Genomic DNA, 20386 nt, shown 5'->3' on the forward strand with positions numbered 1-20386 from the left:
TCAAGCCGCCTTGGCCGTAACCGTTTCCGGACTGGGCCAGCGCCAGTTGCGCAGCGTGACCTTGACCGGATGGAGCCGCAGACATTCGGTCGGGCAGACATCCACGCACTTGCCGCAGGCGGTGCAGGCGTCGGGAATCACGGCATGGATCTGCTTGGGCGCGCCGACCAGGGCATCGGTCGGACACACCTTGTAGCAGCGGGCGCAGCCGATGCAGGTGGATTCGTCCACCCGCGCCACCATCGGCGCCTGGTCCGCCACCTCGGACAGATCCAGATCGATCGACAGTTTGTTGGCCAGCTGCTCGGCCAGGGCACGTCCGCCGGGCGGGCAGAGGGTGGCCGGGGCTTCGCCCGCCACCAGCGCCTCGGCCGCGGGCCGACAACCCGGATAACCGCACTGGCCGCACTGCGATCCCGGCATCATGGCCTCGATCTCGTCGATCAGCGGGTTCTCTTCCACTTTCAGGTAGCGTGCCGCGGCCCCGAGCAGAAACCCGAGCGCTAGCCCCATGCCGGTCAGGCTGACGATGGCGAACAGAATGTACATATGCACTCCTTCAGGTATCTGGTTCAATGCGCGGTCAAACCCGCGAACCCCATGAACGCCAGGGACAGGATGCCCGCCGTGATGAAGGCGATGGGCGGGCCGGTGAAAGCCTCGGGCACGCTCATCAGGGCCAGCCGTTCCCGGATGCCGGCGAAAATCACCATGACCAGGGTGAACCCCAGTGCCGAGCCGAAACCGAACAGCGCGCTGTGAAGAAAATCGTATTCCTGCTGGATGTTCAGCAGCGCCACCCCCAGCACCGCGCAATTGGTGGTGATCAGCGGCAGGAAGATACCCAGCACCTGGTACAGCACCGGGCTGGTCTTCCTCACCACCATCTCGGTGAACTGCACCACGGCCGCGATCACCAGGATGAACGAAAGAATCCGCAGGAAGCCGATGCCCAGCGGCATCAGGATGAAATGCTCGATGAACCAGCTCGCCACCGCGGTCAGGGTCAGCACGAAGGTCGTCGCAAAGCCCATGCCTATGGCCGAATCGAGCTTCTTGGACACGCCCATGAAGGGGCACAGTCCCAGGAACTTGACCAGCACCACGTTGTTGACCAGGGCCGTGCCGAGCAACAGCATCAGGTAGTCGTTCACTCTTGAGGGCTCCTCGGGGGTTTTAGCCTGGCTGAGGCATAACGCATGCCAATGCCGGGCTGCGCGCCCTACCCCACCAACCGTGTGTCATTGCGACGCCGGGGGCACCGGCCGCCCGGTTCGGGCTTGTCGGAAATTGCACATGACCCTCCGCTCCGCGGGGCTTTGTCATCTTTGCTACAAAGGGCGCCCGCGGCCCGCCGGTATGTCCGTGCGATGAAAGCGATTGGCCGCGAATTTGCTCGATCAAGGGCATCGGCTTCTGCAAGACGTCTGACACACCCATGAAATGGCACGACACCTACGACATCGCCGCCGCGCTCGCCGACCAGCACTCGGAGGTCGACCCGCGATACGTCCGCTTCACCGACCTGCTAGCCTGGGTCACGGCGCTGGAAGGCTTCGCCGACAGCGCCGACAAATGCAATGAAAAAATCCTGGAGGCGATCCAGATGGCGTGGATCGATGAAGTGAGTTAGAAAGCGCGAACTGAAGACGCATCCGCCGCTGCATCCAAGGCAAGAGCCCCGGAGCTGTGGCAGTGCACCTCCGGAACACCGCACCTTGACTGAAGAGCACGGCGGGCAGATGATGGACTCGGACCGATGCCCCCAAGCCCTATGAGGTGACCCATGACCGGACCCGGCAAACGACTCGACCCCGCCCATCAGCCGCGCAGGGACAGCATGTTCGAAGAGCATGTGCACGATCCCTACCGCGCCCGGGGCAAATGGCCGGAGCCGACGGTGTGTCCCGAATGCGGCGCGACCTTCCATCAAGGACGCTGGCAGTGGGGAGAAGCGGCGCGGGACGCCGAGCGGCATCTCTGCCCCGCGTGTCAGCGGATACGCGATCAGGTGCCGGCAGGCGAACTGACGCTGAGCGGGCCGTTTTTCACCGACCACCGCCCGGAGATACTGAACCTCGTCCGCAACACCGAGTCCGCCGCGCGGGCGGAGCATCCGCTCGAACGGATCATGGCTATCACGGAAGGGGAGGATCGCACCGTCATCACGTTCACGGACACGCATCTTGCCCATGGCATCGGAGAAGCGCTGCGCCATGCCTACCAGGGTGAACTGGATTCGCACTACACCGACGAGGGGGCTCTGCTGCGGGTCTCCTGGAACCGCTAGGGGTACCAGAGCGGCGGCCGTGAATCGCATGGCCGCTTACCGTCGAGCCCCAGGCGCGTTGTCATTCGCCGCCTCCCGCGAACGTCCGCGGCCTCAGGGTGCTGCGGGTCGATGATGGCGGCGACACCCTCCCACGGGCCGTGGAGCAGCTTCGATGCTGCCAGCCCCCTTTGTCCTTGGCAACCGGGAGGCGTCCCTATCAATCCATGTTGAACCTTGCCCTGGCCATGCTGTTCTTCGTCGGCATCCACTTCGTCATTTCCGGCACCCCCCTGCGCGACCGGCTCGTCGCCTACCGGGGCGAAAAAGCCTTCCGCGGCGCATTTTCGGTGCTGTCGTTATTGGCGCTCGCGTGGGTCGTTTTCGCGTACCGTCAGGCGCCCTATGTCGAAACCTGGGGCCAGCTTGCCGGATTCAAGCCGGTCGCCGCGGTGCTGATGCTGGTCTCCTTCGTCTTCGTGGTCGCCGGGCTCACCACCGCGAATCCCATGGCGGTGTCCGGCGAAAGCGCGCTGAATGATGCCGATGCCGCCGAGGGCATTCTCCGGATCACCCGCCATCCTTTCCTGTGGGGACTCTCCCTGTGGGCGCTGGTCCATGTGATCGCCAACGGCGACGTGGCCGCCCTGTTGCTGTTCGGTTCGCTGCTGGTGCTGTGCCTGGCCGGCACGCGCTCGATCGATGCCAAGCGCCGGCGAGCCCATGGCGACCACTGGAAACGCTTTGCCGCCGCCACTTCCAACGTTCCTTTCATGGCCATCAAGGAAGGCCGCAATCGACTCGAGATCGGCGAGATCGGATGGCAGCGGCTGGGCATCGCGGTAGCCTTGTATCTCGCCATGCTCCACTTCCACGCGAAGATGTTCGGCGTTTCAGCGCTATTCTGAGCCGGCGGGCAGACACAAGACGGGCCGGCTTGCCCCTTGCCTGCAGGGTTCGGGTCCACGTAATCTTGGAACGCCGGGCAGCCTCCGCCGGCTTGCTCGAACCTGTACAACAGCACGAGGTGTCATCATGGATACCTGCTCCCTTACAGCAAAACAATGCACCCCTTGCCAGGGCGGCATTCCACCCTTGACCGCGGAAGAAGCCGAAAAGCTCCTTGTCCACGTCCCCCAGTGGGAACTCAAGGATGCCGCGACGAAGCTGAAAAGGACGTTCCGGTTCAAGAATTTCATGGAAGCGCTGGACTTCGCCCGGAAGGTCGGGGAATTATGCGAAGCGGAGGGCCATCACCCGGACATCGGGATCGGGTGGGGCTACTGCAGGGTGGAGTTCCAGACCCACAAGATCAACGGGCTCCACGAGAACGACTTCATCATGGCCGCCAAGGTCGACGAGCTGTCGGGGGCAACCTAGAGGGCCTGCCCCCTCCGCGCGCTTCTGGCCGAACCCGGCTCACCCGAAATCACGGGAGGTCTGCCATGCAAATCCTTGTCACCGGAGGAACGGGCTTCATCGGCAAAAGCTTGTGCCGGCATCTGTTGGAGCGCGGCCACCGATTGACCGTTCTCAGCCGGCAGGCGCCCGACGCTGTCCGGCGCTTGTGCGGCGAGGCGGTGACACCGGTCGCCAGCATCGACTCGCTTTCCCCGCAGGCCGGCTTCGACGCCGTGGTCAACCTGGCTGGCGAACCCATCGCCGACAAACGCTGGACGGAAGCGCGCAAACGCCTGCTGTGGGAGAGCCGGGTCGGACTGACCTCGGAACTGGTCGATTACATCGCACGGGCCGAGACCAAACCCCAAGTGCTGGTCAGCGGCTCGGCGGTCGGCTATTACGGCAACCGGGGCGATACCCTGCTCGATGAGGAATCCACGGGCGGTGACGACTTCAGCCACCGCCTGTGCGCGGCCTGGGAGGAGGCGGCATCCCAGGCCGCCGGACATGGGGTGCGGGTCTGCGTCCTGCGGACAGGACTGGTCGTCGGCCGGAATGGCGGCTTTCTCCAGCGGATGCTGCCCCTGTTCAGGCTGGGGCTCGGCGGCCAGATCGGGGACGGCCGCCAGTGGATGAGCTGGATCCACATCGACGATCACATCGCCATCACCGCATACCTGATCGGGAATGCACGGCTGGAGGGTGCGTTCAATGCGACCGCACCCCATCCGGTGACCAACCGCGAGTTCACCGACTGCCTCGCGCGCCTCCTCAACCGGCCGGCGCCGGTGCCGGTGCCGGCGTTCACGCTCCGGCTGGCCTTGGGCGAAATGGCGGAATTGCTGCTCGGCGGACAGCGGGTGATACCGAAACGCCTGCAGCAGGAGCCGTTCCGCTTCAGCTACGAGCACCTCGAAGATGCACTGCGCGACGCCCTCGGGCGTTAGGCCCCCATGCCGGCGGACCACTTCGACCTGGTGACTCGGTGGCGCCTCGATGCGCCGGCGGAAGACGTCTGGCGAATCCTGTCGGATGCGGAACGATGGCCCGAGTGGTGGCCCTGCGTGGAAGCGGTCGAAAGGATCGATCCCGGCGGAACGGACGGCGAAAACTCGCTCTGGGCCTACACCTGGAAAACGATGCTGCCTTACAAGCTCCACCTGGAGTTCCGCATGACCCGTATCGCGGCCCCTGCGCTGCTGGAAGCGGAAGTGAGCGGAGATGTCGCCGGACACGGGCTTTGCCGCATCCATAGCCAAGACGGAGGCACCGTCGTTCGCTATGAATGGAACGTGAGGCTTCGCCGGTCATGGATGAAATGGCTCGCCCCGGTCGCCCGCCCCGTTTTCCTCTGGAATCATGCCAGGGTGATGCGACAAGGCGAAGCCAAGCTGGCCGCCCGGCTTGCCCGCGCCGGACCGACGCCGTCAGTCCGCCATGAATCGCCGACAGAACCATTTGCGCGCTTCCTCCGCCGCTCCCATGGCACAAACGAACGGAATCATGTAAAGCCAGACATCGGCTTGGAGCGGAGCGGTACCGAACATTTCGTTACCCCAGGGGGTATAGGTAATGAGGACGATGATGCCCGCTTCCAGAGCGATGCCCCACAGCAGTAAGGGATTGGCCAGCACTCCGGAGCAGAACGCCGATTGGCTGGGATGGCGGCAGAGGAACACATTGACCACCTGGGCCAGAACGATGGCGCCGAGACAGGCGGCAGTCGCCTGCAAATAAAGGGGGTCGTGCCGCTCCAGCATCCGGCCGTAGCGCCAGCCGCCCTCTTCCAGCACGTGGAAAAAAACGCTCAGCGCAATGGCAGCCTCCATCACGCCCAGCCACACATAGGCGCGCAGCAAGAGAGGGCCGTGCAGAAGCCGCTCGCTGCGCGGCCGCGGCGGTTCCTGCATCAAACCGGAATGGGGCGGCTCCGCGCCGAGGGCCAGCGCCGGCAACATGTCGGTACCCAGATCGACGGCGAGAATCTGGATCACCGTCAACGGCAACGGAATCTTGAACAGTACGAAAGCAAGATAGGGCACCAGCTCGGGGATGTTCGAGGTCAGGATGTAGGTGAGGAACTTGCGGAGATTCTGAAACACCGCCCGGCCTTCCTCGACGGCGCTGACGATGCTGGCGAAATTGTCGTCGAGCAGGATCATGTCGGCCGCTTCCTTGGCCACGTCGGTGCCGGCTATGCCCATGGCGATGCCGATGTCCGCGGTCTTGAGGGCCGGGGCGTCGTTCACGCCGTCGCCGGTGACGGCGACGATCTCGCCCTTGCTCTGCAAGGCCTGTACGATGAGCATTTTCTGCTCTGCAGTCACCCGGGCGAAGAGAATCTCCGGCGCGTCCAAGGCCAGTTGCAGCTGGGCCCTCGTCATCTTCGGCAGGGCGTCCCCGCGCAGGACCACGGGGGCTTCGCCGCGAACCAGCCCGATTTCTCGCGCGATGGCGACCGCGGTCACCGGATGATCGCCGGTCACCATGACCACCTTGATGCCGGCCGAGCGGCAGCGCTCGATCGCAGCCGCCACCTCCGGCCGCGGCGGGTCTTCCAAGCCGGCGATTCCGCACAGGGTCAGACGCTCCTCCCTCCCTTCCTCGCCGGATGCCAGATGGCGGTAGGCGAAGGCCAGCACCCGCAATCCGGCGGTCGCCATCTCGTCCTGCGCCGCCAACAGCCGCCGGCGGGCGGAAGCGTCCAGGGGCAACACCCGGCCGTCATGCTGAATCGTATCGCACACCGCCAGCAGCGATTCCAGCGCACCCTTGCAATACAAAGTGCGGCGGATATCGTCCTGTTGTACGATCGACATGCGCTTGCGCTCGCTGTCGAAGGGGATTTCGGCGATTTTCCGGGAGCCTTCGGCTCCCCATCCCGCGCATCGAGCCCATTCCACCAAGGCGATTTCCATGGGATCGCCGAGGAACTCGGCCTTTCCGTTCCTGCTGCCGAAAGTGACGTTGTGGCAGACGGCGGCGGCGCGCAGCAACCAGGCGATGCTCTCCCCGGCGGGCGCCGCCACGCCCTCCGGTTCCAGGGCGACGAAACGGCCATCGGCATAGATCCGTTTCACGGTCATACGGTTCTGCGTCAGCGTGCCGGTCTTGTCCGAGCAGATCACCGTGGTCGAGCCCAGCGTTTCCACCGCAGGCAGGTGCCTGACCAGCGCATTGCGCCTGGCCATACGTTGAGTCGCCATCGCCAGCGACAGGGTCACCGTCGGCAGCAACCCCTCCGGCACATTGGCGACGATGATGCCGATGGCGAACATGAAGTTGTCCCAGAACGGCAGGCCGATGGCTTGGCCAATCAGGAAGAATGCCACCCCCAGCCCGCTCGCCAGCGCAGCGACCAGGCGCGACAACCGGGCGATCTCCCGCTGCAGGGGCGAGGTCGCTTCTCTGGTAGTCTGGGTCAGATGAGCGATCTTGCCGAACTCCGTATGCATGCCGGTGGCGAATACGACGGCCCGCGCTTGTCCCGAAACCACGGTCGTACCGGCGAGCACGAGGTTCCTGGCGGTGAGCGGCGTTTCATTCCGGTCCGGTTCGGCATGGCGGGCGGCGGGCAGCGATTCGCCGCTGATCGTCGCCGTATTCACCCTCAGGCCGAAGGATTCGATCAGCCGGCAGTCCGCCGGCACCCGGTCTCCTTCTTCCAGAAGAACGACGTCTCCGGGCACCAGCGATTCCGCGCCCGCCTCCTCCACCTGGCCATCACGCAGCAGCTTGACCTGTTGCGGCAATAATTCGCGCAGCGCCTCCAACGCCCGTTCCGCCCGGTATTCCTGCCAGAAAGAGAATATGCCGTTGATCAAGATGACGCCGATGATCGCCACACCCAGCTGCCCCATGCCTTGGCCGGGGTCCAGGTGCTCGGCCAGAAAGGCCAGGGCTGCGGCGAACCAAAGGATGAGGGCGAAGAAATGGGTGAATTCGCGGGCAAAGCGCAACCCCAGAGCCTTGCGCCGGACCTCCTCGACCCGGTTCGGGCCGTATTCGCGCTGGCGCCGGCCCGCCTCGCTCTTGCTCAGGCCGTCGAACGAGCTGTTCAGGCTGGCAAGCGCCTTCTCTGCCGAGAGGCCGGCGATGTGCGCCGTATGCAGCGAGGAAAGACCGAATGCCGCGGGCCGGGCGGGAAGAGGGTGGCGGGAAGCCGGGCGCGTCAACTTGGAAGGCATCGATCCTCCCCGGAGAAACGGGCACCGCAACCCATGAAAGAGGAGCGGGCCGGGAACGGTGTCAGGATGTCGGGCTGCATCTGCCGGCCAGTGTATCGCCCCGATCGTGGGAAGCGAAGGCGCCGCCGTGCCCCTCCGGGATCATAGCGGAGCGATCCGGCGAATCCTAGCCGTCACTGCGGGAGCTTGTAGCGTGCCTCCTCGGCGTAATATTCAGGAAAACCGACCGCCGCCTTGAGATCTTCAAAGCCCAGCACCTTGGCGGGCTCGCCGCGGCGGATGCATTCGAGAGCCTCCCGCATGGCTCGGATGGAGACGTTCAGGAGCGTCAGCGGGTAGACCGCGATCTTGTAGCCGATGGCCTCGAGTTCCGCCGGCGGCAGTACCGGCGTCTTGCCCGCCTCGATCATGTTGACCATCTTCGGGCCCTCCACCTCCGCGCAGTACCTTTTCATCTCGTCCACATCGAGCGGCGCTTCGAGAAAGGTGATGTCCGCGCCCAGCTCCCGGAAAGCCTGGCAGCGCGCGATGGCTTCGTCGATGCCCGCGGGACCGCGGGCGTCCGTGCGCGCCATGATCAGGATGTCGGCGCCGGCGTCGCGGGCATCCACGGCGGCCCGGATGCGCATCAGGGCCTCGTCGCGTCCCACCACCGCCTTGCCCTGGGTATGGCCGCAGCGCTTCGGCGCGATCTGATCCTCCAGCATGATGCAGGCGAAGCCGGCCCTGGCATAACCCGCCACCGTCCGCTTGACGTTCAGCGCACTGCCGAAGCCGGTGTCCCCGTCTCCGAATATCGGGATGGACACCGCGGCACAGATGGCTCGCCCCTGGTCCACCAATTCGCCGTAGGACAGAAGACCGGTATCGGGCAGGGCGACCCGGTCGGCCGAAACGGCGAACCCGCTCATGAAACCCATCTCGAAGCCCGCTTGTTCGATCAGGCGGGCGGACATGGCGTCATGACAGCCGGGCATGATGCGGATACCGGGACGGGCGAGTAGCTGGCGTAATTTGGCGGCGGGGGAAGTCATCTGCATCGGGCCTATGAGGAAGGAAACTGAAGATAGCGCCCGGGGCCGAGCAGGGCAAGAGCGGACCGTCATGATCCATCACTCTCCCCATGAACGGCATTGACAAAGGGCGCGACGAAGGCGGCCTGCTTTTCACCACCGCGTTAAGGAACCTCTGAACAAACCCTGCGGGTAAGCTAATTCCTGCCCAGAACCCGTGAACCGCATGAAACAGACTACCTTTGCCTCCTTGGCGTTTGACCGGAAGAGGAACCAGACCAAGAAGGGCCATCAGCGGTACTTCGGCATGAAGGTGCACGTGGGAGCGGATGTTCACACCGGCGTCGCCCACACGGTGTCGGTCACGCCGGCCAATGCCTCGGACATCCGTCAATGGCCGAACTTGCTGCGCGAGGACGACCGGCTGATCCTCGGCGACGCGGCCTTAGGTCAACGACGCCTACAAGCGCGCGGCGCGGCAAAAGTCCCGGAGCGGGATCGCTACTTCGCAGCCGGCCTGGGGCGCCCCCAACCGCCCAACGCAGCCGGTCTGGACCGCAGCTCCGTAAACCGACCATCTCGATTCGATTTCGTTCGGCGACCGGACTTCCAATGCCACAGAGCTACAGCGTCTGAAATAGCTTCCGCGCCTCCTTGCGCATGCCGCTGCGCTGGAACAGGAGCTTCCAGCGCTCGCCGCCGCACTGACGCCACAGGACCACGGCGCGGATGCCGGCCAGGAGAAGCGCGCGGATGCGGTTGGCGTTGGCGCTGTTGGTGAGATAGGACGGTTGGCCGTTCACCATGACGCGGGGCCTCAACTGGCTCACGGTGCGCTGATAGAGATCGGCCAGGTTGGCGTAGACGGTGTCGTTGAGCTCGCCGAAATACTCGGCCTGCTCCTTGACCTGCTCGATCCCGGTGCGGAGGGTTTCGAGCATGCGGGGGTCGCTGACGAGCTTGCGCTCCAGCAGGATCAATGCGGCGCCGTAGCGGGCCAGTTCGGCATCGGGCGGCTCGAAGCCGGCGAGCTGGCGGTCCAGAAGCTGCAAACCCGTCTTGAGCCGTTCGATCCCGCCGTAAACGGCCGGCACGTCATCGGCATCGATCGCGAACACGCTGCGGACGACGGCGTCCAGGTCGCCGGCATCCGCGGTGCCCCGCTGGGCGATCTGTTTGACAAGGTAGGTGGCCTGGGCCAGTCCGGCCAGCGCGATCACCTGGTTGGCGAGCGTCTTGATCATGACTCGATTTCCTGATCCTCTTCCCGGCAGGGCATCTTGCGCCGGTTGTATTTGACGGCGTTGCCTTTGGCAAGATGCACCGGATACTTCTCTGCATTGCGCTTCATCTTATCCCGAATGGCGGTTTCCAGATCGATCCCCAGCCGGTCGGCCAGGCGGATCAAGTAGATCGCCACGTCCGCCACCTCTTCGGCCACGGCCTGCCGGAGGTCGGGATCGTCGCCCACGGCCAGGGACTGCTCCGGCGTCAGCCAATGGAAATGTTCCATGAGTTCCGCGCTCTCCACCGCCAGCGCCATAACCAGATTCTTCGGTGTATGGAACGGCTCCCAGTGCCGCTCGGCGGCGAATTCGCGCAAGCGTTGCTGTATCTCGGGCAGGTCCACGACCGGCTTCCTCCTTCTTCGATGCCTTTGCTTGATTCCGCTCAACTCGTCAAAATAACTCCGACCCGCCGCGTCCAGGACCCTCCTCGTCATGGCATCATGGGGGCCAATTTAATGAATGAAGGCACGGGAGCTTACCGACTATGGACCGACTGATAGCCGACCTGCAGAAAACCATCCAGGCGCTCGAAACCATCAGCACCACCAAGCCGGCACTCGCAGAGCAGAGCGACGAGCTGCTGGACCAGTTGTTCCAGCAGAAAATCGACTTGGTGGCCGCCTCGCTCAACGCCGAAGCCCCCTCCTACCAGCAGGCATTACAAGCCATTTCATCGGCGGCGGGCAAGGTCGAGAAGCTGGCCAAGAATCCAGCGGACGCGGCGGAGACCTTCAAGTCCGTGGAAAACGCCATCGCCAAGCTGGCACGTCTGCTCGATCAGCTCGTGCATACGCCGTGACGGAGCGGCACCCTGCCTGTCCGCCGATCCAGGCCGACGCGTACGCCCGGCTGGAGCGGCGTATCGGCCGCTGCCACCTGAATCAGCGTCTCGGCATCGAGCACGATTTCGAAGCCCGCATCTTCGGGCAAGGACGCAATTTTTTCCACATCGAAAATTGGAACCGGTTGCACACCCTGCTGCGGCGCATGCTCAAGCTGAGCCTCTTGTACCGCCCCGGTCAGCGCGCCGCCCGCCGCATCGAAATCCGCCGCAACGAATTCCGGCTGGAGCACCTGCCGGAAGCCTTCGAAGGCTACACCCTGCTGCATATCAGCGATTTGCATCTGGACATGGCGCCGGACCTGCCCGATGCCCTGATCCGCGCCATCGCCCAGGCCGGGCATTACGACGCCTGCGTGCTGACCGGCGACTTCCGGGTCCGCACCTTCGGCCCTTACCGAAGCGCCATCGACGCCTTCGCCCGCGTGCGCCCCTCAATCGACAAACCGGTGTTCGCCATCTTGGGCAACCACGACACCATCCGCATGGCGCCCGAGATCGAAGACTTAGGGGTGCGCATGCTCCTCAACGAAGCCCACGAGATCCGCCGCGACGGCGCCTCCATATTTCTCGCCGGCGTCGACGATCCGCATTACTACCGGGCGGACAATATCGAAAAAGCCGCCGATCCGATCCCCGCAGGCTCGGTGTCGATTCTGCTGTCCCACTCGCCCGAATTGTACCGTCATGCCGCCTACGCCGATTTCGACATCATGTTGAGCGGCCATACCCACGGCGGCCAGATCTGCCTGCCCGGCGGCATTCCGCTGACGCTGAACGCCCGCTGTCCGCGCGCGTTCGGCCGGGGCTATTGGCGCTATCACCGCATGCAGGGCTACACCTCGGCCGGCTCCGGCGTCTCCATCATGGACGTCCGCCTGAACTGCCCGCCGGAAATCACCGTGCACCGACTCTCCCGCCTTCCGGCTCAATAGGGCCGGTTGCGGATACGGAGCCGGTAAAGGACGGCGGAAAGGGCGAGTTCGAGGACGATGAACACGATCACGAACCAGGCGATATAACTCCAGTCCAGGCCCAAGCGCTCCCGCACCGCCAGCAGCGGCAGCAGCGACTCCGGCACCTGGTCCAACCCCAGCGCCATGCCGCTGGAGCCGATCCCGAGCCGCCGCTTGAGGAAGCTGGACAGCAGGTCTCCGGCCAGCGATGCCGCGCCGACCAGCGCGCCCATCGCCCAAGGCAGGCCCAGCAACGGCGCGGTGAGTGCCGCCGCGCCGATGCCGCAGACGAGCCCCCGCCAGGTTTTGCTCGGACCGAACCACGGACGCCCGTCCGGGAAGCGGCAACCGCCGTCCACCGGCCAGCCCAAACGGTCGCCCAGAAGCTTCCGCAGCAGGATGGGGGTGCCGTTCGCCATCATCAGCAGGATGAGCAGTCGTGCGGTCATTCCGGTGGTTTCGGCACCCATGTCGTTGCATCCCTAAATTCGCTACGATGCCGATCATAATCCGAACCGCCTTGGGCGTATCCCTATGACCGACTCCGATTCCGCCCGCTGGGAACATTTCGAGCACATGGCCGACATCGGCGTGCGCGGCTTCGGCGCCACGCCGGCGGAAGCCTTCGCCCAGGCGGCGCTGGCGCTGTCGGCGGTGGTCTGCGATCCGGCCTCGATCCGGGAAACGGAAAAAGTCGAAGTCGAATGCGAGGCTGCCGATCTCGAACTGGCGCTGGCGGACTGGCTCAACGCACTCATCTACGAAATGGCGGTGCGGGGGATGGTGTTCGGCAGGTTCCAGGTCGACATCGCCAACGACCGACTGAAGGGCATCGCTTGGGGCGAGCCGTTGGACCTGCAGCGCCATCGGCCGGCAGTGGAGATCAAGGGTGCGACCTATACCGAGCTCAAGGTGGCGCGCGAGGCGGGCGGCCTGTGGCGCGCCCAGTGCGTGGTGGACGTTTGACGGGGAGGATTGCCATGAACATCGACCGTCTCGAACAGATCGACGCCTACACTTGGCGCCTGAATCCGGAAACCGGCATGCACGTGCCCGCCATCCTGTACGGCGACGAGGCTCTGGTCCGCGCCATGGACGACAAGGTGCTGGAACAGGCCGCCAACGTCGCCAGGCTGCCCGGCATCGTCCAGGCCAGCTACGCCATGCCCGACGCCCACTGGGGCTATGGCTTTCCCATCGGCGGCGTGGCGGCTTTCGATGCCGGCGCGGGCGGCGTGGTTTCGGCCGGCGGCGTCGGCTTCGACGTCTCCTGCGGCGTGCGCACCCTGCTCACCGGCCTGAAGCGCGCCGCCATCGAACCGGTGAAACCCTTGCTGGCCGACGCCCTCTATGCCGACATCCCGGTCGGGCTCGGCAGCCACGGCAAGATAAGGCTGGACGCCAAGGGCCTCGATGCCATGCTGAAAGGCGGCGCGCAATGGGCGGTCGAACAGGGCTGGGGCGAGGCGCGCGACTTGGCCCGCATCGAGGAACACGGCCGCATGGAGGGCGCCCGGCCGGAAAACGTCTCGGCCCGTGCCAAGGAACGCCAGCGCGCGGAAATGGGCACCCTCGGCTCGGGCAACCACTACCTGGAAGTCCAGGAAGTGACCGAGATTTTCGACGCCGGGACCGCTCAGTCCTTCGGCATCGCGGAAGGCGACATGGTCGTCAGCATCCACTGTGGCTCGCGCGGCCTGGGCCACCAGATCGGCACCGAGTACCTGCGCCTCATGCAGGCTGCGGCCAAGCAATACGGCATCGCCCTGCCCGACCGGGAACTGGCCTGCGCGCCCATCGAATCGGAAGTCGGCCAGGATTACCTCGGCGCCATGCGCGCCGCCATCAACTGCGCCCTCGCCAATCGCCAGATACTCACTCACCTCACCCGGCAGGTTTTCGCCCGCGTGCTGCCCGCGGCCCGGCTGGAGCTGCTGTACGATGTCTCCCACAACACCTGCAAGTTCGAGGAACACCTCGTGGACGGCGAGCGCCGCCGGCTGTACGTCCACCGCAAAGGCGCGACCCGCGCCTTCGGCCCCAACCATCCGGACCTGCCGGCAGCATTCGCCGAAACCGGCCAGCCCGTCCTCATCGGCGGCTCCATGGGCACGGCGTCTTACATCCTGGCCGGCACCTCGCGGAGCGAGACGCTCTCCTTCGCCTCCGCCTGCCATGGCGCCGGCCGCAGCATGAGCCGCCACCAGGCCACTCGGACCTGGCAGGGGCGGCAGGTGATCGACCAGCTCGCCGAACGCGGCATCCTCATCCGCAGCCCCTCGTACCGGGGCGTCGCCGAGGAAGCCCCCGGCGCCTACAAGGACGTCGACGCCGTGGTGCGGGCCTCCGACCGGGCCGGACTGGCGCGGCTGATCGCCCGGCTGGAGCCCATCGTCTGCATCAAGGGCTAAGGGACATTTCCACCAGGGAGAGAATATGCCTACAACCTCACTATCCTGGACCTGATCCCGCCCGACGACGCCCTGGTGCAGAAGCTGTCCGCGCCGGGCGGAGGCGGAGACGGCGACGAACTGGAACTGTTCCGCCTGGCCGGTGGACGCCGCAACCTGCCGCCGCCCGTCGAAAGCCCCTGCGATGTTCCGGTTCGTGGATGATGTCTACGTCGCGAAGGCGGAACGCTGGGCTGGACCGGTAAGGCCGGGGAGGACCTCGTGCGGGTAGTGGAAGAGCAAGGCCAGTCCGCATCGGCCACGCTGCCGGCGCGATGATGCCGACTCGGGACGCCTAGAGTTACGAGAACATCAAGCGCGGGCCCAGAGGATTCGCCTCCAGGAAAAAAACGACCCTGGCAACAGACGTCGCTGCCAGGGTTTAAAGCGGGGCATTCCTTATCCCAGACACACACCACAGAGAAACGACGTTCCGGCAAGGAGACGAGAGCCGGAACCCGCCGACGCCGGGATGGTCAGCGAAGCCCGGATCAGAGCATGCTCCATTTCCCCGACGCCGAGGCCAATTTAGCGAAAATGAGAATTGTTCGCAACTATTTTGTGCCCCACCCTGAGTGTTCAATAACAAGAAACACAGCTTGGACATTTTTTGATATTGTTCACCCCAAAAGAACTGTATAGACTCAGAACCAGTTTTCCGCCGGCTGACTTTGTATCGAGAGGTACCGTTACATGAATACCGTTCAGGCAATCCCGCTGTTCTCACAAGCGTTTCAGGATGTTTCGAGCTACATCGCGAGCATCCGCGCCCCGTATACGCTGCAGGACATCCAAGGCTTCAACACGGCGTACAAGCGGGCGTACCCCTCCCTCAGCCGGGAAGAAAAACGCAGGATCGAAGCATTCGTGGATTTCATGATTGAAAGCGTCGCCAAGAAGGAATGGGCGAACAAGATTTTCGGCGTCGTGTAAAGCCCGTCCCTTCACGCCAAAACCGCCCCTACCGGCGGCTTTTGCGCGTACTCAATCCGGCCGGACCAGCCGGATTTTGGTTTTGCATTGGTATACCGCATCGACATCTCCCTAACCGACCCGAGGTACCCGGCCGATGCGGGCTCATGCGCTCCACCGCCGCCGCCACGGCTTGCCAGACCTACGGCCGAATCGACCCGGGGCGTCTTGATCGGTCTGCTCCTCTCCGCCTTCTGCGCCGATAGGGTGGCTGCCGACAGTCAGTCTTCGATCGGCGGCCCGCCCGCGAAAACCGTCCAATTTGATTCCCCCAAGCCGTCCCTGTCCCTGCGCCAGGCCAAGCACGGTTCTCCGCGACACCACCATGGCGACCGCTGATTGCTGACGCTGCACGGGTCGGCACCCTTGGCTCGCGACATTCGCTGCTCATCCTCCGAAGGTGGGCGAGCCCCAACAGCGCAAGTCCTTCGCGTCGGGCTGGTGCGGCAGTTTCGGCGCAGGCACACCGCATCGGACATCCTCGACGCCCCACTCAGCCAGGACGTGATCCGGCTCGAACTCTCCCCGCCTCCAGCCGGTGCGCCGCCCGACCCCATCACCTACCAGCTGCGCCCGCCGACACAGACTTCACGCGCCTCGTTGATCGCTCTCGCCAGTCGCACAGACAGCCGGGACATCCCTCCTTTCGGGCGCGCATCCTTGTAGATCGACGCGACCGGCGGCGCGATCTCGTTTAGTATTTTCTGGTCGTCGCAAGGGGGGCAGTTCCGACCTTGCCTTCGACACCGCCACGAGCTGCCGGATCAGCACCATGAAAACCACGCCGATCCGGCCTTTGCGGAAATATTCAAAGAGAATCGGCTTTACCGACCGAAAAGAAAATTGGATAGCGAGGTGTTTATGACGGTTTCCCACGATTTTATATCAGCCCTGCCCTGGAAAGGATTGGCGAAAGGCTTATCCATCCTCCTGGTATCAGCTGCTTTCCTGGCCGGTTGCGGAGAACAGGCGAATACCGGCGCCGCCCTCAACGAGACTGAGCAAAAATACGAAAAGGAAGTGACGCTCAGCGGAACCGTGAGCGACCAGAAGGGCCCTGTCACGAAAGGCAGAATCCTCGCCACCGATGAAAAGGGCAACATCATTTCCAGCGCCACGCTGGAAAATACCAACCGGTATTCCCTAGTGATTCCGGCCGGCACCCTTTTGCCGATTCTGCTACAGGTCCATACCGAAGCCGAACCCCAAACCGGAAAACCGCTTACCCTGGCCGTCGCCGAAGCGACGATGACCAACTACAATATCAATCCCCTGACGACGGCAATAGCGGAAAAAGCCAAATCCATGGGCGGCTATACGCGGAAGAACCTGATGGCTGCCGCCGTGTTGAGCACATCCGTACCGGATGAAGACAAAACCTCCTCGGGCTTTCGGGGAGATCCAACGAAAAATTACGGCGGCTGGCACTAAAGTGAGGTACGTCCCTGCACCTCAGAAAAAAAGACAGCATCTCATTACTGCTGCTGCTTGGCTTTCGCGATCTGCTCGTCGATTTGCTTGGAAGTTTCCATGTAAGCCTTTTCAGGAATCGCTTCCTTATGGGTATTCTTGAAGATGAATACAAGAGCGATCACGAAAACGATCAAGCCACCAATATAGAGCCAGAAATTATCTTTTTCCTGTTCCATGTCAACCTCCTCAAGTAAATTTCTTGGAATGGGACACCTCACAGCGACTGCGGGGCAGAGATATCCTACCCATGCAAACGTGACATCGTCGTTACCATATCAAGAAAAACTTGTGACGAATTGACACCACAACCCAGAGGTACTCATGCCATCAAATGCATGTATTCGGTATGTGTCAAGTCCCGTGAGGTGATAAACCTTCTTGTGAAAGAGATCAGGGTGTGATGCTTGCCATTGTTTCAGGGCCTGGACCGGCGTTTGATGGTTGAGGGCTCGCTGCGGCATGTGGTGATTGTAGAGGTTGGCATAACGCAGCAAGGTGGTCGCCAGGTCTTCGGTCGAGTCGAAGCGATGGGTTTGCAGCACCTCGGCAATGCGGCCATTGAACCGTTCGACCATGCCGTTGGTTGGTGGCTTGGCCTTGACCAGGAAGCGGTCGGTGAATGCCGAGACGTGATCGGTCAGGCATGTCGGGATGCGGAACGGTGCCGCCTCGATCACGGCCTTCAAGAACGCCTTGGCGGAACGCGCGGTGCGGTTGGGTTTCAGAGCCACGTAGACCCACCGCGTGGCGCGATCGATGGCGACAAACAGAAACTGGCGGGCTTCGCCCTGGATGGCCGGGAGATATTTCACATCGATGGGCACGAAGCCCGGCTCATAAGCCTTGAAGGATTTGTGGGGTGTGGCGGCGGGTATCGGTTGCAAGGCCTTGAGATGAGCGACGCCATGCCGCCGCAGGCAGCGATCCAGCCCCGAGCGCGAGACGCCGGGATTGACGAATTCCCGCGTGACGGCCAGCAGGTCATCCAATGACAACAGCACGTGTTGCCGCAGGTAGACGACGATGGCCTCCTGCGCCGGGGTCAACGTGGTATGCAGCGTAGGCGGCCGGTGGGAGGCGTCTTCGACCGACGTCCGCCGGCGCCACTTCTGCACGGTGGCACGGGCGAGGCCCTACTGCCGGGCCAAGGCCCGCGAACCCTGGGTGGACTCCTGAAGTTCCCGCCGCACCGCGGGCGTCGTACGGGCACGGGGATGCAAACGAATCATCATCGGGACGCTCCCTTCTTCGAGGACGGACCAAACACTTCCCGGAGCAGGCTCCAGGCTTCGAGAGGAAAGATGATCACGCGGGACGTAACAATGTCGCTTCCCTCCGGAGATCGTCTATCAGGCCGCGCATCACCTCGCGGCTGACAAACAATGCACGACGTTTCGGGTCTATGCAATCATCCGGGACCCGACAACTAGCCGCCGGGGTTGATCGTGCTCGTCGAAACCGACGCTCAGTGTTCGACGCTCGTCATCCCAGACGACCTCGAGCTCCGCATTGACGAGCAGGCGCTGATGCCTGTCTGGATAGACTATACGGAGTACCGAGGCCGACCCTGGCGTCGAGGACTGGTTGGCGTGGCTCGCGGCCATACACGTCGGCATCGCTTACGGGTGACTCTGAACCTGACCGCTGCGACTTTCGGCCAGTTGCCGTTGCAACTCGGCGATCTCCTTCTGCTGCGCCTGGACCATCGCCTTTAATTCGGTGATCTCGGACGAGGACACAGGTTGCGCGTTCGTCTGCAACTGCTGGCTGTACTCCATCTGGCGGCGCTGCATCTCCAGTTGCATCTCCATCTGCTGCTTCTGCATCGCCATCGTTTGCTGTTGCTGAACCACGGACGAGCCCATGCCGACGAGCGACGGGATCATGTAGATGAGAGAGTTGTCAGCCCAGGCGGATGTGTCGACGAACAAGAGACTGAAGGAGAGTGCAAGGAGCCGCCCGATCTCACGGAGCATTCTGCTGTCAATGGCATGCATGGGATACCTCTGCAACGCAAATGGGTGTTGTCAGAACCGAGCCCGATGAGTGACGCCGGCTCATCGCCGTGCCCGGAATAATCTTTAGCCGCTGACGCCATCCGTACGCCAGTTTCGAATGTAGTTTTCCTGTTCAACGGTTTGGGGAATGCGCGGGAAGCACCACCGCTTCGCTTCACCGACGGTTGCCCAGAGTTCCTGTAAGCGGCGTAACGCACCCTCGCCGTCGTGCCCGCTCTGGACCAGGTAACAGCCGATGACCATCCCGGTGCGACCGATACCGCCCCGGCAATGCACATAGACACGATGCTCGTCGCCAAGCCACTCATCGATCTGACGCAGGATGGCCGTCATGTGCTGGCGGTCGGTTGGGACACTGACATCGGGGATGGGATGGCGCCGATGCATCACGTTGAGTGCGCGTTTGGACGCCAACTCCAGAAGTAACGCATCGTAGGGCGGCTTCTCATGCGGCTCCGTCAGATCCAAAAAGCGGGTGAATCCGCTGGCAAGAAAGGAATCGAGCTTTTCGTGTGTTTCCTCGGGATCGTCCGCGCCTGGGTACTCCCCCGCGAGCAGGCGATCCGAAAGGACCCAGTAGGTGTTCCGGTGAGGTCGGTCCCAAGGGGACATGGCGTGGCTCCAGGTTAATGAGGATGACTGTCGGATGACCCGAGAAGGGGCTCGGAGCGGCACGAACGGCGCGCGCCTGCCTGCTCGCATTCGGGGTTTCGAACTTTATGCTCCTGCTTGCTCTCATGCGAACTTTAACTCCATCGACCCTCCCGATTCACCGTGCTTCCGACGCTTCATGCGCCGCGATGATGCGCGCCAGGTGATGCTTCGGAGCACCCTGGATCGCCCGCAGCAGCGCATGGCTGACCGAGCCAACCCCAAATCGGTCCTGGATGCTGCCGAGCAGGGACACCAGCAGGTGGGCCGTCATCTCGGCATCGGCCAAGGCGCGATGGGCGCGTTCTGCAGTCGGGAGATCGAGGTGGCGGACCAAGGTGCCAAGCTGGTGATTCGGTGCCTGCGGGAAAATCCGCCGGGACAGCAGCAAGGTGCAGGCGAACTCCTGCCGCCGCCTCGGTGCCGAAGCCAGCGGCGACGTGTTTGCGGCGACGGTCGGGGCCTCCTCTTCCATCACGGCGTCCCACCCCCTCGGGTGGCATAGCAGCAGCATCGCGAGCAGCGCCATGCCGCTGATGACGCCCTGCGCAAAGAGCCATGCCGATTTCGTCATGGCGCCGATTCGAGATCGCGAGGACCGGTGGCCGGACGCTCGATTGGCGGAGGCATCTGCGGTCTGTAGCGGGGGTTCCTGGCCTCAACCTTGATTCCCGGAGTAGACCACCTCGGCGTAGGGCGTTGCGAGCGAAGGGTCCCGTCGAATGATGTCGATCGGTGCTCGTTTAACCCCTCCAATCAGAGCAGCAGGCTTGCGGTTCGGAAGTCTCTCCACGGCAGATATCTCCGGATCAATGGAAGCATCATGCAGGCCCCTGACACGGTGACGTGGGGAAGTCCTGCGTACT

General features: G+C 63.6%; 23 protein-coding genes and 3 pseudogenes. 14 read left to right on the forward strand and 12 right to left on the reverse strand.

From position 1 onward, the window contains the following. Window positions 1–549, reverse strand: coding sequence for an RnfABCDGE type electron transport complex subunit B (locus GNH96_RS00700; RefSeq protein ID WP_169601361.1), 549 nt, complete (start codon window positions 547–549; stop codon window positions 1–3). A gap of 23 nt (window positions 550–572) precedes the next feature. After that, window positions 573–1154: an electron transport complex subunit RsxA gene (gene rsxA / locus GNH96_RS00705; protein WP_169601363.1), complete on the reverse strand. Its 582-nt coding sequence runs from the start codon at window positions 1152–1154 to the stop codon at window positions 573–575. A gap of 284 nt (window positions 1155–1438) precedes the next feature. On the opposite strand from rsxA, the gene iscX reads away from it, so the two are divergent. The 6 genes and pseudogenes from iscX to GNH96_RS16280 form a co-directional block, all read left to right on the forward strand. Then, complete coding sequence (gene iscX, locus GNH96_RS00710) at window positions 1439–1633, forward strand: Fe-S cluster assembly protein IscX (RefSeq protein ID WP_169601366.1); 195 nt, start codon at window positions 1439–1441, stop codon at window positions 1631–1633. Window positions 1634–1786: 153 nt separating this feature from the next. Further along, window positions 1787–2290 carry a BCAM0308 family protein gene (locus GNH96_RS00715; protein WP_169601367.1) on the forward strand — a complete coding sequence of 168 codons (504 nt, stop codon included), beginning with the start codon at window positions 1787–1789 and terminating at the stop codon, window positions 2288–2290. A gap of 206 nt (window positions 2291–2496) precedes the next feature. Further along, window positions 2497–3177: an NnrU family protein gene (locus tag GNH96_RS00720; protein ID WP_169601369.1), complete on the forward strand. Its 681-nt coding sequence runs from the start codon at window positions 2497–2499 to the stop codon at window positions 3175–3177. Between the two features lie 127 nt (window positions 3178–3304). Next, on the forward strand, window positions 3305–3649 hold the full coding sequence (locus GNH96_RS00725; protein ID WP_169601371.1) for a 4a-hydroxytetrahydrobiopterin dehydratase: 345 nt from the start codon (window positions 3305–3307) through the stop codon (window positions 3647–3649). 65 nt (window positions 3650–3714) lie between these two features. Continuing rightward, window positions 3715–4617, forward strand: a complete 903-nt coding sequence (locus GNH96_RS00730) for a TIGR01777 family oxidoreductase (protein ID WP_169601373.1) — start codon at window positions 3715–3717, stop codon at window positions 4615–4617. Between the two features lie 6 nt (window positions 4618–4623). Then, a pseudogene (locus GNH96_RS16280) lies at window positions 4624–5016 on the forward strand (SRPBCC family protein); the annotation flags it as partial. Window positions 5017–5097: 81 nt separating this feature from the next. On the opposite strand, the gene GNH96_RS00740 reads toward GNH96_RS16280, so the two are convergent. Together GNH96_RS00740 and GNH96_RS00745 are read right to left on the reverse strand one after the other, a co-directional pair. Next, on the reverse strand, window positions 5098–7857 hold the full coding sequence (locus GNH96_RS00740; protein ID WP_169601375.1) for a cation-translocating P-type ATPase: 2760 nt from the start codon (window positions 7855–7857) through the stop codon (window positions 5098–5100). Window positions 7858–8030: 173 nt separating this feature from the next. Next, window positions 8031–8891 (reverse strand): isocitrate lyase/PEP mutase family protein, encoded by an 861-nt coding sequence (locus tag GNH96_RS00745; protein WP_169601377.1) that lies wholly within the window; start codon window positions 8889–8891, stop codon window positions 8031–8033. A gap of 238 nt (window positions 8892–9129) precedes the next feature. Here GNH96_RS00745 and GNH96_RS00750 point away from each other — a divergent pair. Next, window positions 9130–9352: pseudogene (locus GNH96_RS00750) on the forward strand (transposase); the annotation flags it as partial. A 141-nt stretch (window positions 9353–9493) separates the two neighbouring features. On the opposite strand, the gene hflD reads toward GNH96_RS00750, so the two are convergent. After that, window positions 9494–10114, reverse strand: a complete 621-nt coding sequence (hflD, locus tag GNH96_RS00755; RefSeq protein ID WP_169601379.1) for a high frequency lysogenization protein HflD — start codon at window positions 10112–10114, stop codon at window positions 9494–9496. Continuing rightward, window positions 10111–10500, reverse strand: coding sequence for a nucleotide pyrophosphohydrolase (locus tag GNH96_RS00760; protein WP_169601381.1), 390 nt, complete (start codon window positions 10498–10500; stop codon window positions 10111–10113). Before GNH96_RS00760 ends, hflD begins: the two co-directional genes overlap by 4 nt. A gap of 143 nt (window positions 10501–10643) precedes the next feature. Between GNH96_RS00760 and GNH96_RS00765 the strand changes: the two genes are divergently transcribed. Further along, window positions 10644–10958 (forward strand): hypothetical protein, encoded by a 315-nt coding sequence (locus GNH96_RS00765; protein ID WP_169601383.1) that lies wholly within the window; start codon window positions 10644–10646, stop codon window positions 10956–10958. Next, window positions 10955–11935, forward strand: coding sequence for a metallophosphoesterase (locus GNH96_RS00770; RefSeq protein WP_228719937.1), 981 nt, complete (start codon window positions 10955–10957; stop codon window positions 11933–11935). The genes GNH96_RS00765 and GNH96_RS00770 overlap by 4 nt, the downstream gene beginning before the upstream one ends. Here GNH96_RS00770 and GNH96_RS00775 read toward each other — a convergent pair. Continuing rightward, the gene (locus GNH96_RS00775; RefSeq protein ID WP_169601385.1) at window positions 11929–12426 is read right to left on the reverse strand and encodes a CDP-archaeol synthase; all 498 of its coding nucleotides are present in this window, start codon (window positions 12424–12426) and stop codon (window positions 11929–11931) included. The two genes, GNH96_RS00770 and GNH96_RS00775, sit on opposite strands and share 7 nt — an antisense overlap. A 64-nt stretch (window positions 12427–12490) precedes the next feature. Between GNH96_RS00775 and GNH96_RS00780 the strand changes: the two genes are divergently transcribed. From GNH96_RS00780 to GNH96_RS00795, 5 genes are all read left to right on the forward strand, one after another. Next, window positions 12491–12922: an archease gene (locus GNH96_RS00780; RefSeq protein WP_169601387.1), complete on the forward strand. Its 432-nt coding sequence runs from the start codon at window positions 12491–12493 to the stop codon at window positions 12920–12922. A gap of 14 nt (window positions 12923–12936) precedes the next feature. After that, window positions 12937–14367: an RtcB family protein gene (locus GNH96_RS00785; protein ID WP_169601389.1), complete on the forward strand. Its 1431-nt coding sequence runs from the start codon at window positions 12937–12939 to the stop codon at window positions 14365–14367. Window positions 14368–14442: 75 nt separating this feature from the next. Beyond that, a complete protein-coding gene (locus GNH96_RS16150; RefSeq protein WP_267313383.1) occupies window positions 14443–14571 on the forward strand; it encodes a hypothetical protein in 129 nt (42 codons plus the stop codon). 528 nt (window positions 14572–15099) lie between these two features. After that, window positions 15100–15339, forward strand: coding sequence for a hypothetical protein (locus tag GNH96_RS00790; protein WP_169601391.1), 240 nt, complete (start codon window positions 15100–15102; stop codon window positions 15337–15339). A gap of 900 nt (window positions 15340–16239) precedes the next feature. Continuing rightward, on the forward strand, window positions 16240–16809 hold the full coding sequence (locus tag GNH96_RS00795; protein WP_169601393.1) for a hypothetical protein: 570 nt from the start codon (window positions 16240–16242) through the stop codon (window positions 16807–16809). Between the two features lie 44 nt (window positions 16810–16853). Here GNH96_RS00795 and GNH96_RS00800 read toward each other — a convergent pair whose 3' ends face one another. The 5 genes and pseudogenes from GNH96_RS00800 to GNH96_RS00820 form a co-directional block, all read right to left on the reverse strand. Continuing rightward, window positions 16854–17027, reverse strand: a complete 174-nt coding sequence (locus GNH96_RS00800; RefSeq protein WP_169601395.1) for a hypothetical protein — start codon at window positions 17025–17027, stop codon at window positions 16854–16856. A gap of 174 nt (window positions 17028–17201) precedes the next feature. Continuing rightward, window positions 17202–18083: pseudogene (locus GNH96_RS00805) on the reverse strand (integrase core domain-containing protein); the annotation flags it as partial. A gap of 387 nt (window positions 18084–18470) precedes the next feature. After that, window positions 18471–18848, reverse strand: coding sequence for a hypothetical protein (locus GNH96_RS00810; protein ID WP_169601397.1), 378 nt, complete (start codon window positions 18846–18848; stop codon window positions 18471–18473). An 84-nt stretch (window positions 18849–18932) separates the two neighbouring features. Further along, window positions 18933–19481 (reverse strand): protein-tyrosine phosphatase family protein, encoded by a 549-nt coding sequence (locus GNH96_RS00815; protein ID WP_169601399.1) that lies wholly within the window; start codon window positions 19479–19481, stop codon window positions 18933–18935. 157 nt (window positions 19482–19638) lie between these two features. Next, complete coding sequence (locus GNH96_RS00820) at window positions 19639–20094, reverse strand: 3'-5' exonuclease (protein ID WP_169601401.1); 456 nt, start codon at window positions 20092–20094, stop codon at window positions 19639–19641. Window positions 20095–20386: the final 292 nt, after the last annotated feature.

Source organism: Methylococcus geothermalis (assembly GCF_012769535.1).
In the GTDB taxonomy this organism is placed as follows: domain Bacteria; phylum Pseudomonadota; class Gammaproteobacteria; order Methylococcales; family Methylococcaceae; genus Methylococcus; species Methylococcus geothermalis.

Excerpts from the sequence above, each read along its gene's own strand:
- hflD (WP_169601379.1), bottom strand. The coding sequence starts at position 10,114 with ATGATCAAGACGCTCGCCAACCAGGTGATCGCGCTGGCCGGACTGGCC.
- GNH96_RS00815 (WP_169601399.1), bottom strand. The coding sequence starts at position 19,481 with ATGTCCCCTTGGGACCGACCTCACCGGAACACCTACTGGGTCCTTTCG.
- GNH96_RS00775 (WP_169601385.1), bottom strand. The coding sequence starts at position 12,426 with ATGGGTGCCGAAACCACCGGAATGACCGCACGACTGCTCATCCTGCTG.
- GNH96_RS00820 (WP_169601401.1), bottom strand. The coding sequence starts at position 20,094 with ATGACGAAATCGGCATGGCTCTTTGCGCAGGGCGTCATCAGCGGCATG.
- GNH96_RS00725 (WP_169601371.1), top strand. The coding sequence starts at position 3,305 with ATGGATACCTGCTCCCTTACAGCAAAACAATGCACCCCTTGCCAGGGC.
- iscX (WP_169601366.1), top strand. The coding sequence starts at position 1,439 with ATGAAATGGCACGACACCTACGACATCGCCGCCGCGCTCGCCGACCAG.
- GNH96_RS00765 (WP_169601383.1), top strand. The coding sequence starts at position 10,644 with ATGGACCGACTGATAGCCGACCTGCAGAAAACCATCCAGGCGCTCGAA.
- GNH96_RS00720 (WP_169601369.1), top strand. The coding sequence starts at position 2,497 with ATGTTGAACCTTGCCCTGGCCATGCTGTTCTTCGTCGGCATCCACTTC.
- GNH96_RS00810 (WP_169601397.1), bottom strand. The coding sequence starts at position 18,848 with ATGCATGCCATTGACAGCAGAATGCTCCGTGAGATCGGGCGGCTCCTT.
- GNH96_RS00800 (WP_169601395.1), bottom strand. The coding sequence starts at position 17,027 with ATGGAACAGGAAAAAGATAATTTCTGGCTCTATATTGGTGGCTTGATC.
- GNH96_RS00785 (WP_169601389.1), top strand. The coding sequence starts at position 12,937 with ATGAACATCGACCGTCTCGAACAGATCGACGCCTACACTTGGCGCCTG.
- GNH96_RS00700 (WP_169601361.1), bottom strand. The coding sequence starts at position 549 with ATGTACATTCTGTTCGCCATCGTCAGCCTGACCGGCATGGGGCTAGCG.
- GNH96_RS00730 (WP_169601373.1), top strand. The coding sequence starts at position 3,715 with ATGCAAATCCTTGTCACCGGAGGAACGGGCTTCATCGGCAAAAGCTTG.
- GNH96_RS00780 (WP_169601387.1), top strand. The coding sequence starts at position 12,491 with ATGACCGACTCCGATTCCGCCCGCTGGGAACATTTCGAGCACATGGCC.
- GNH96_RS00740 (WP_169601375.1), bottom strand. The coding sequence starts at position 7,857 with ATGCCTTCCAAGTTGACGCGCCCGGCTTCCCGCCACCCTCTTCCCGCC.
- GNH96_RS00745 (WP_169601377.1), bottom strand. The coding sequence starts at position 8,891 with ATGACTTCCCCCGCCGCCAAATTACGCCAGCTACTCGCCCGTCCCGGT.
- GNH96_RS00795 (WP_169601393.1), top strand. The coding sequence starts at position 16,240 with ATGACGGTTTCCCACGATTTTATATCAGCCCTGCCCTGGAAAGGATTG.
- GNH96_RS00790 (WP_169601391.1), top strand. The coding sequence starts at position 15,100 with ATGAATACCGTTCAGGCAATCCCGCTGTTCTCACAAGCGTTTCAGGAT.
- GNH96_RS00715 (WP_169601367.1), top strand. The coding sequence starts at position 1,787 with ATGACCGGACCCGGCAAACGACTCGACCCCGCCCATCAGCCGCGCAGG.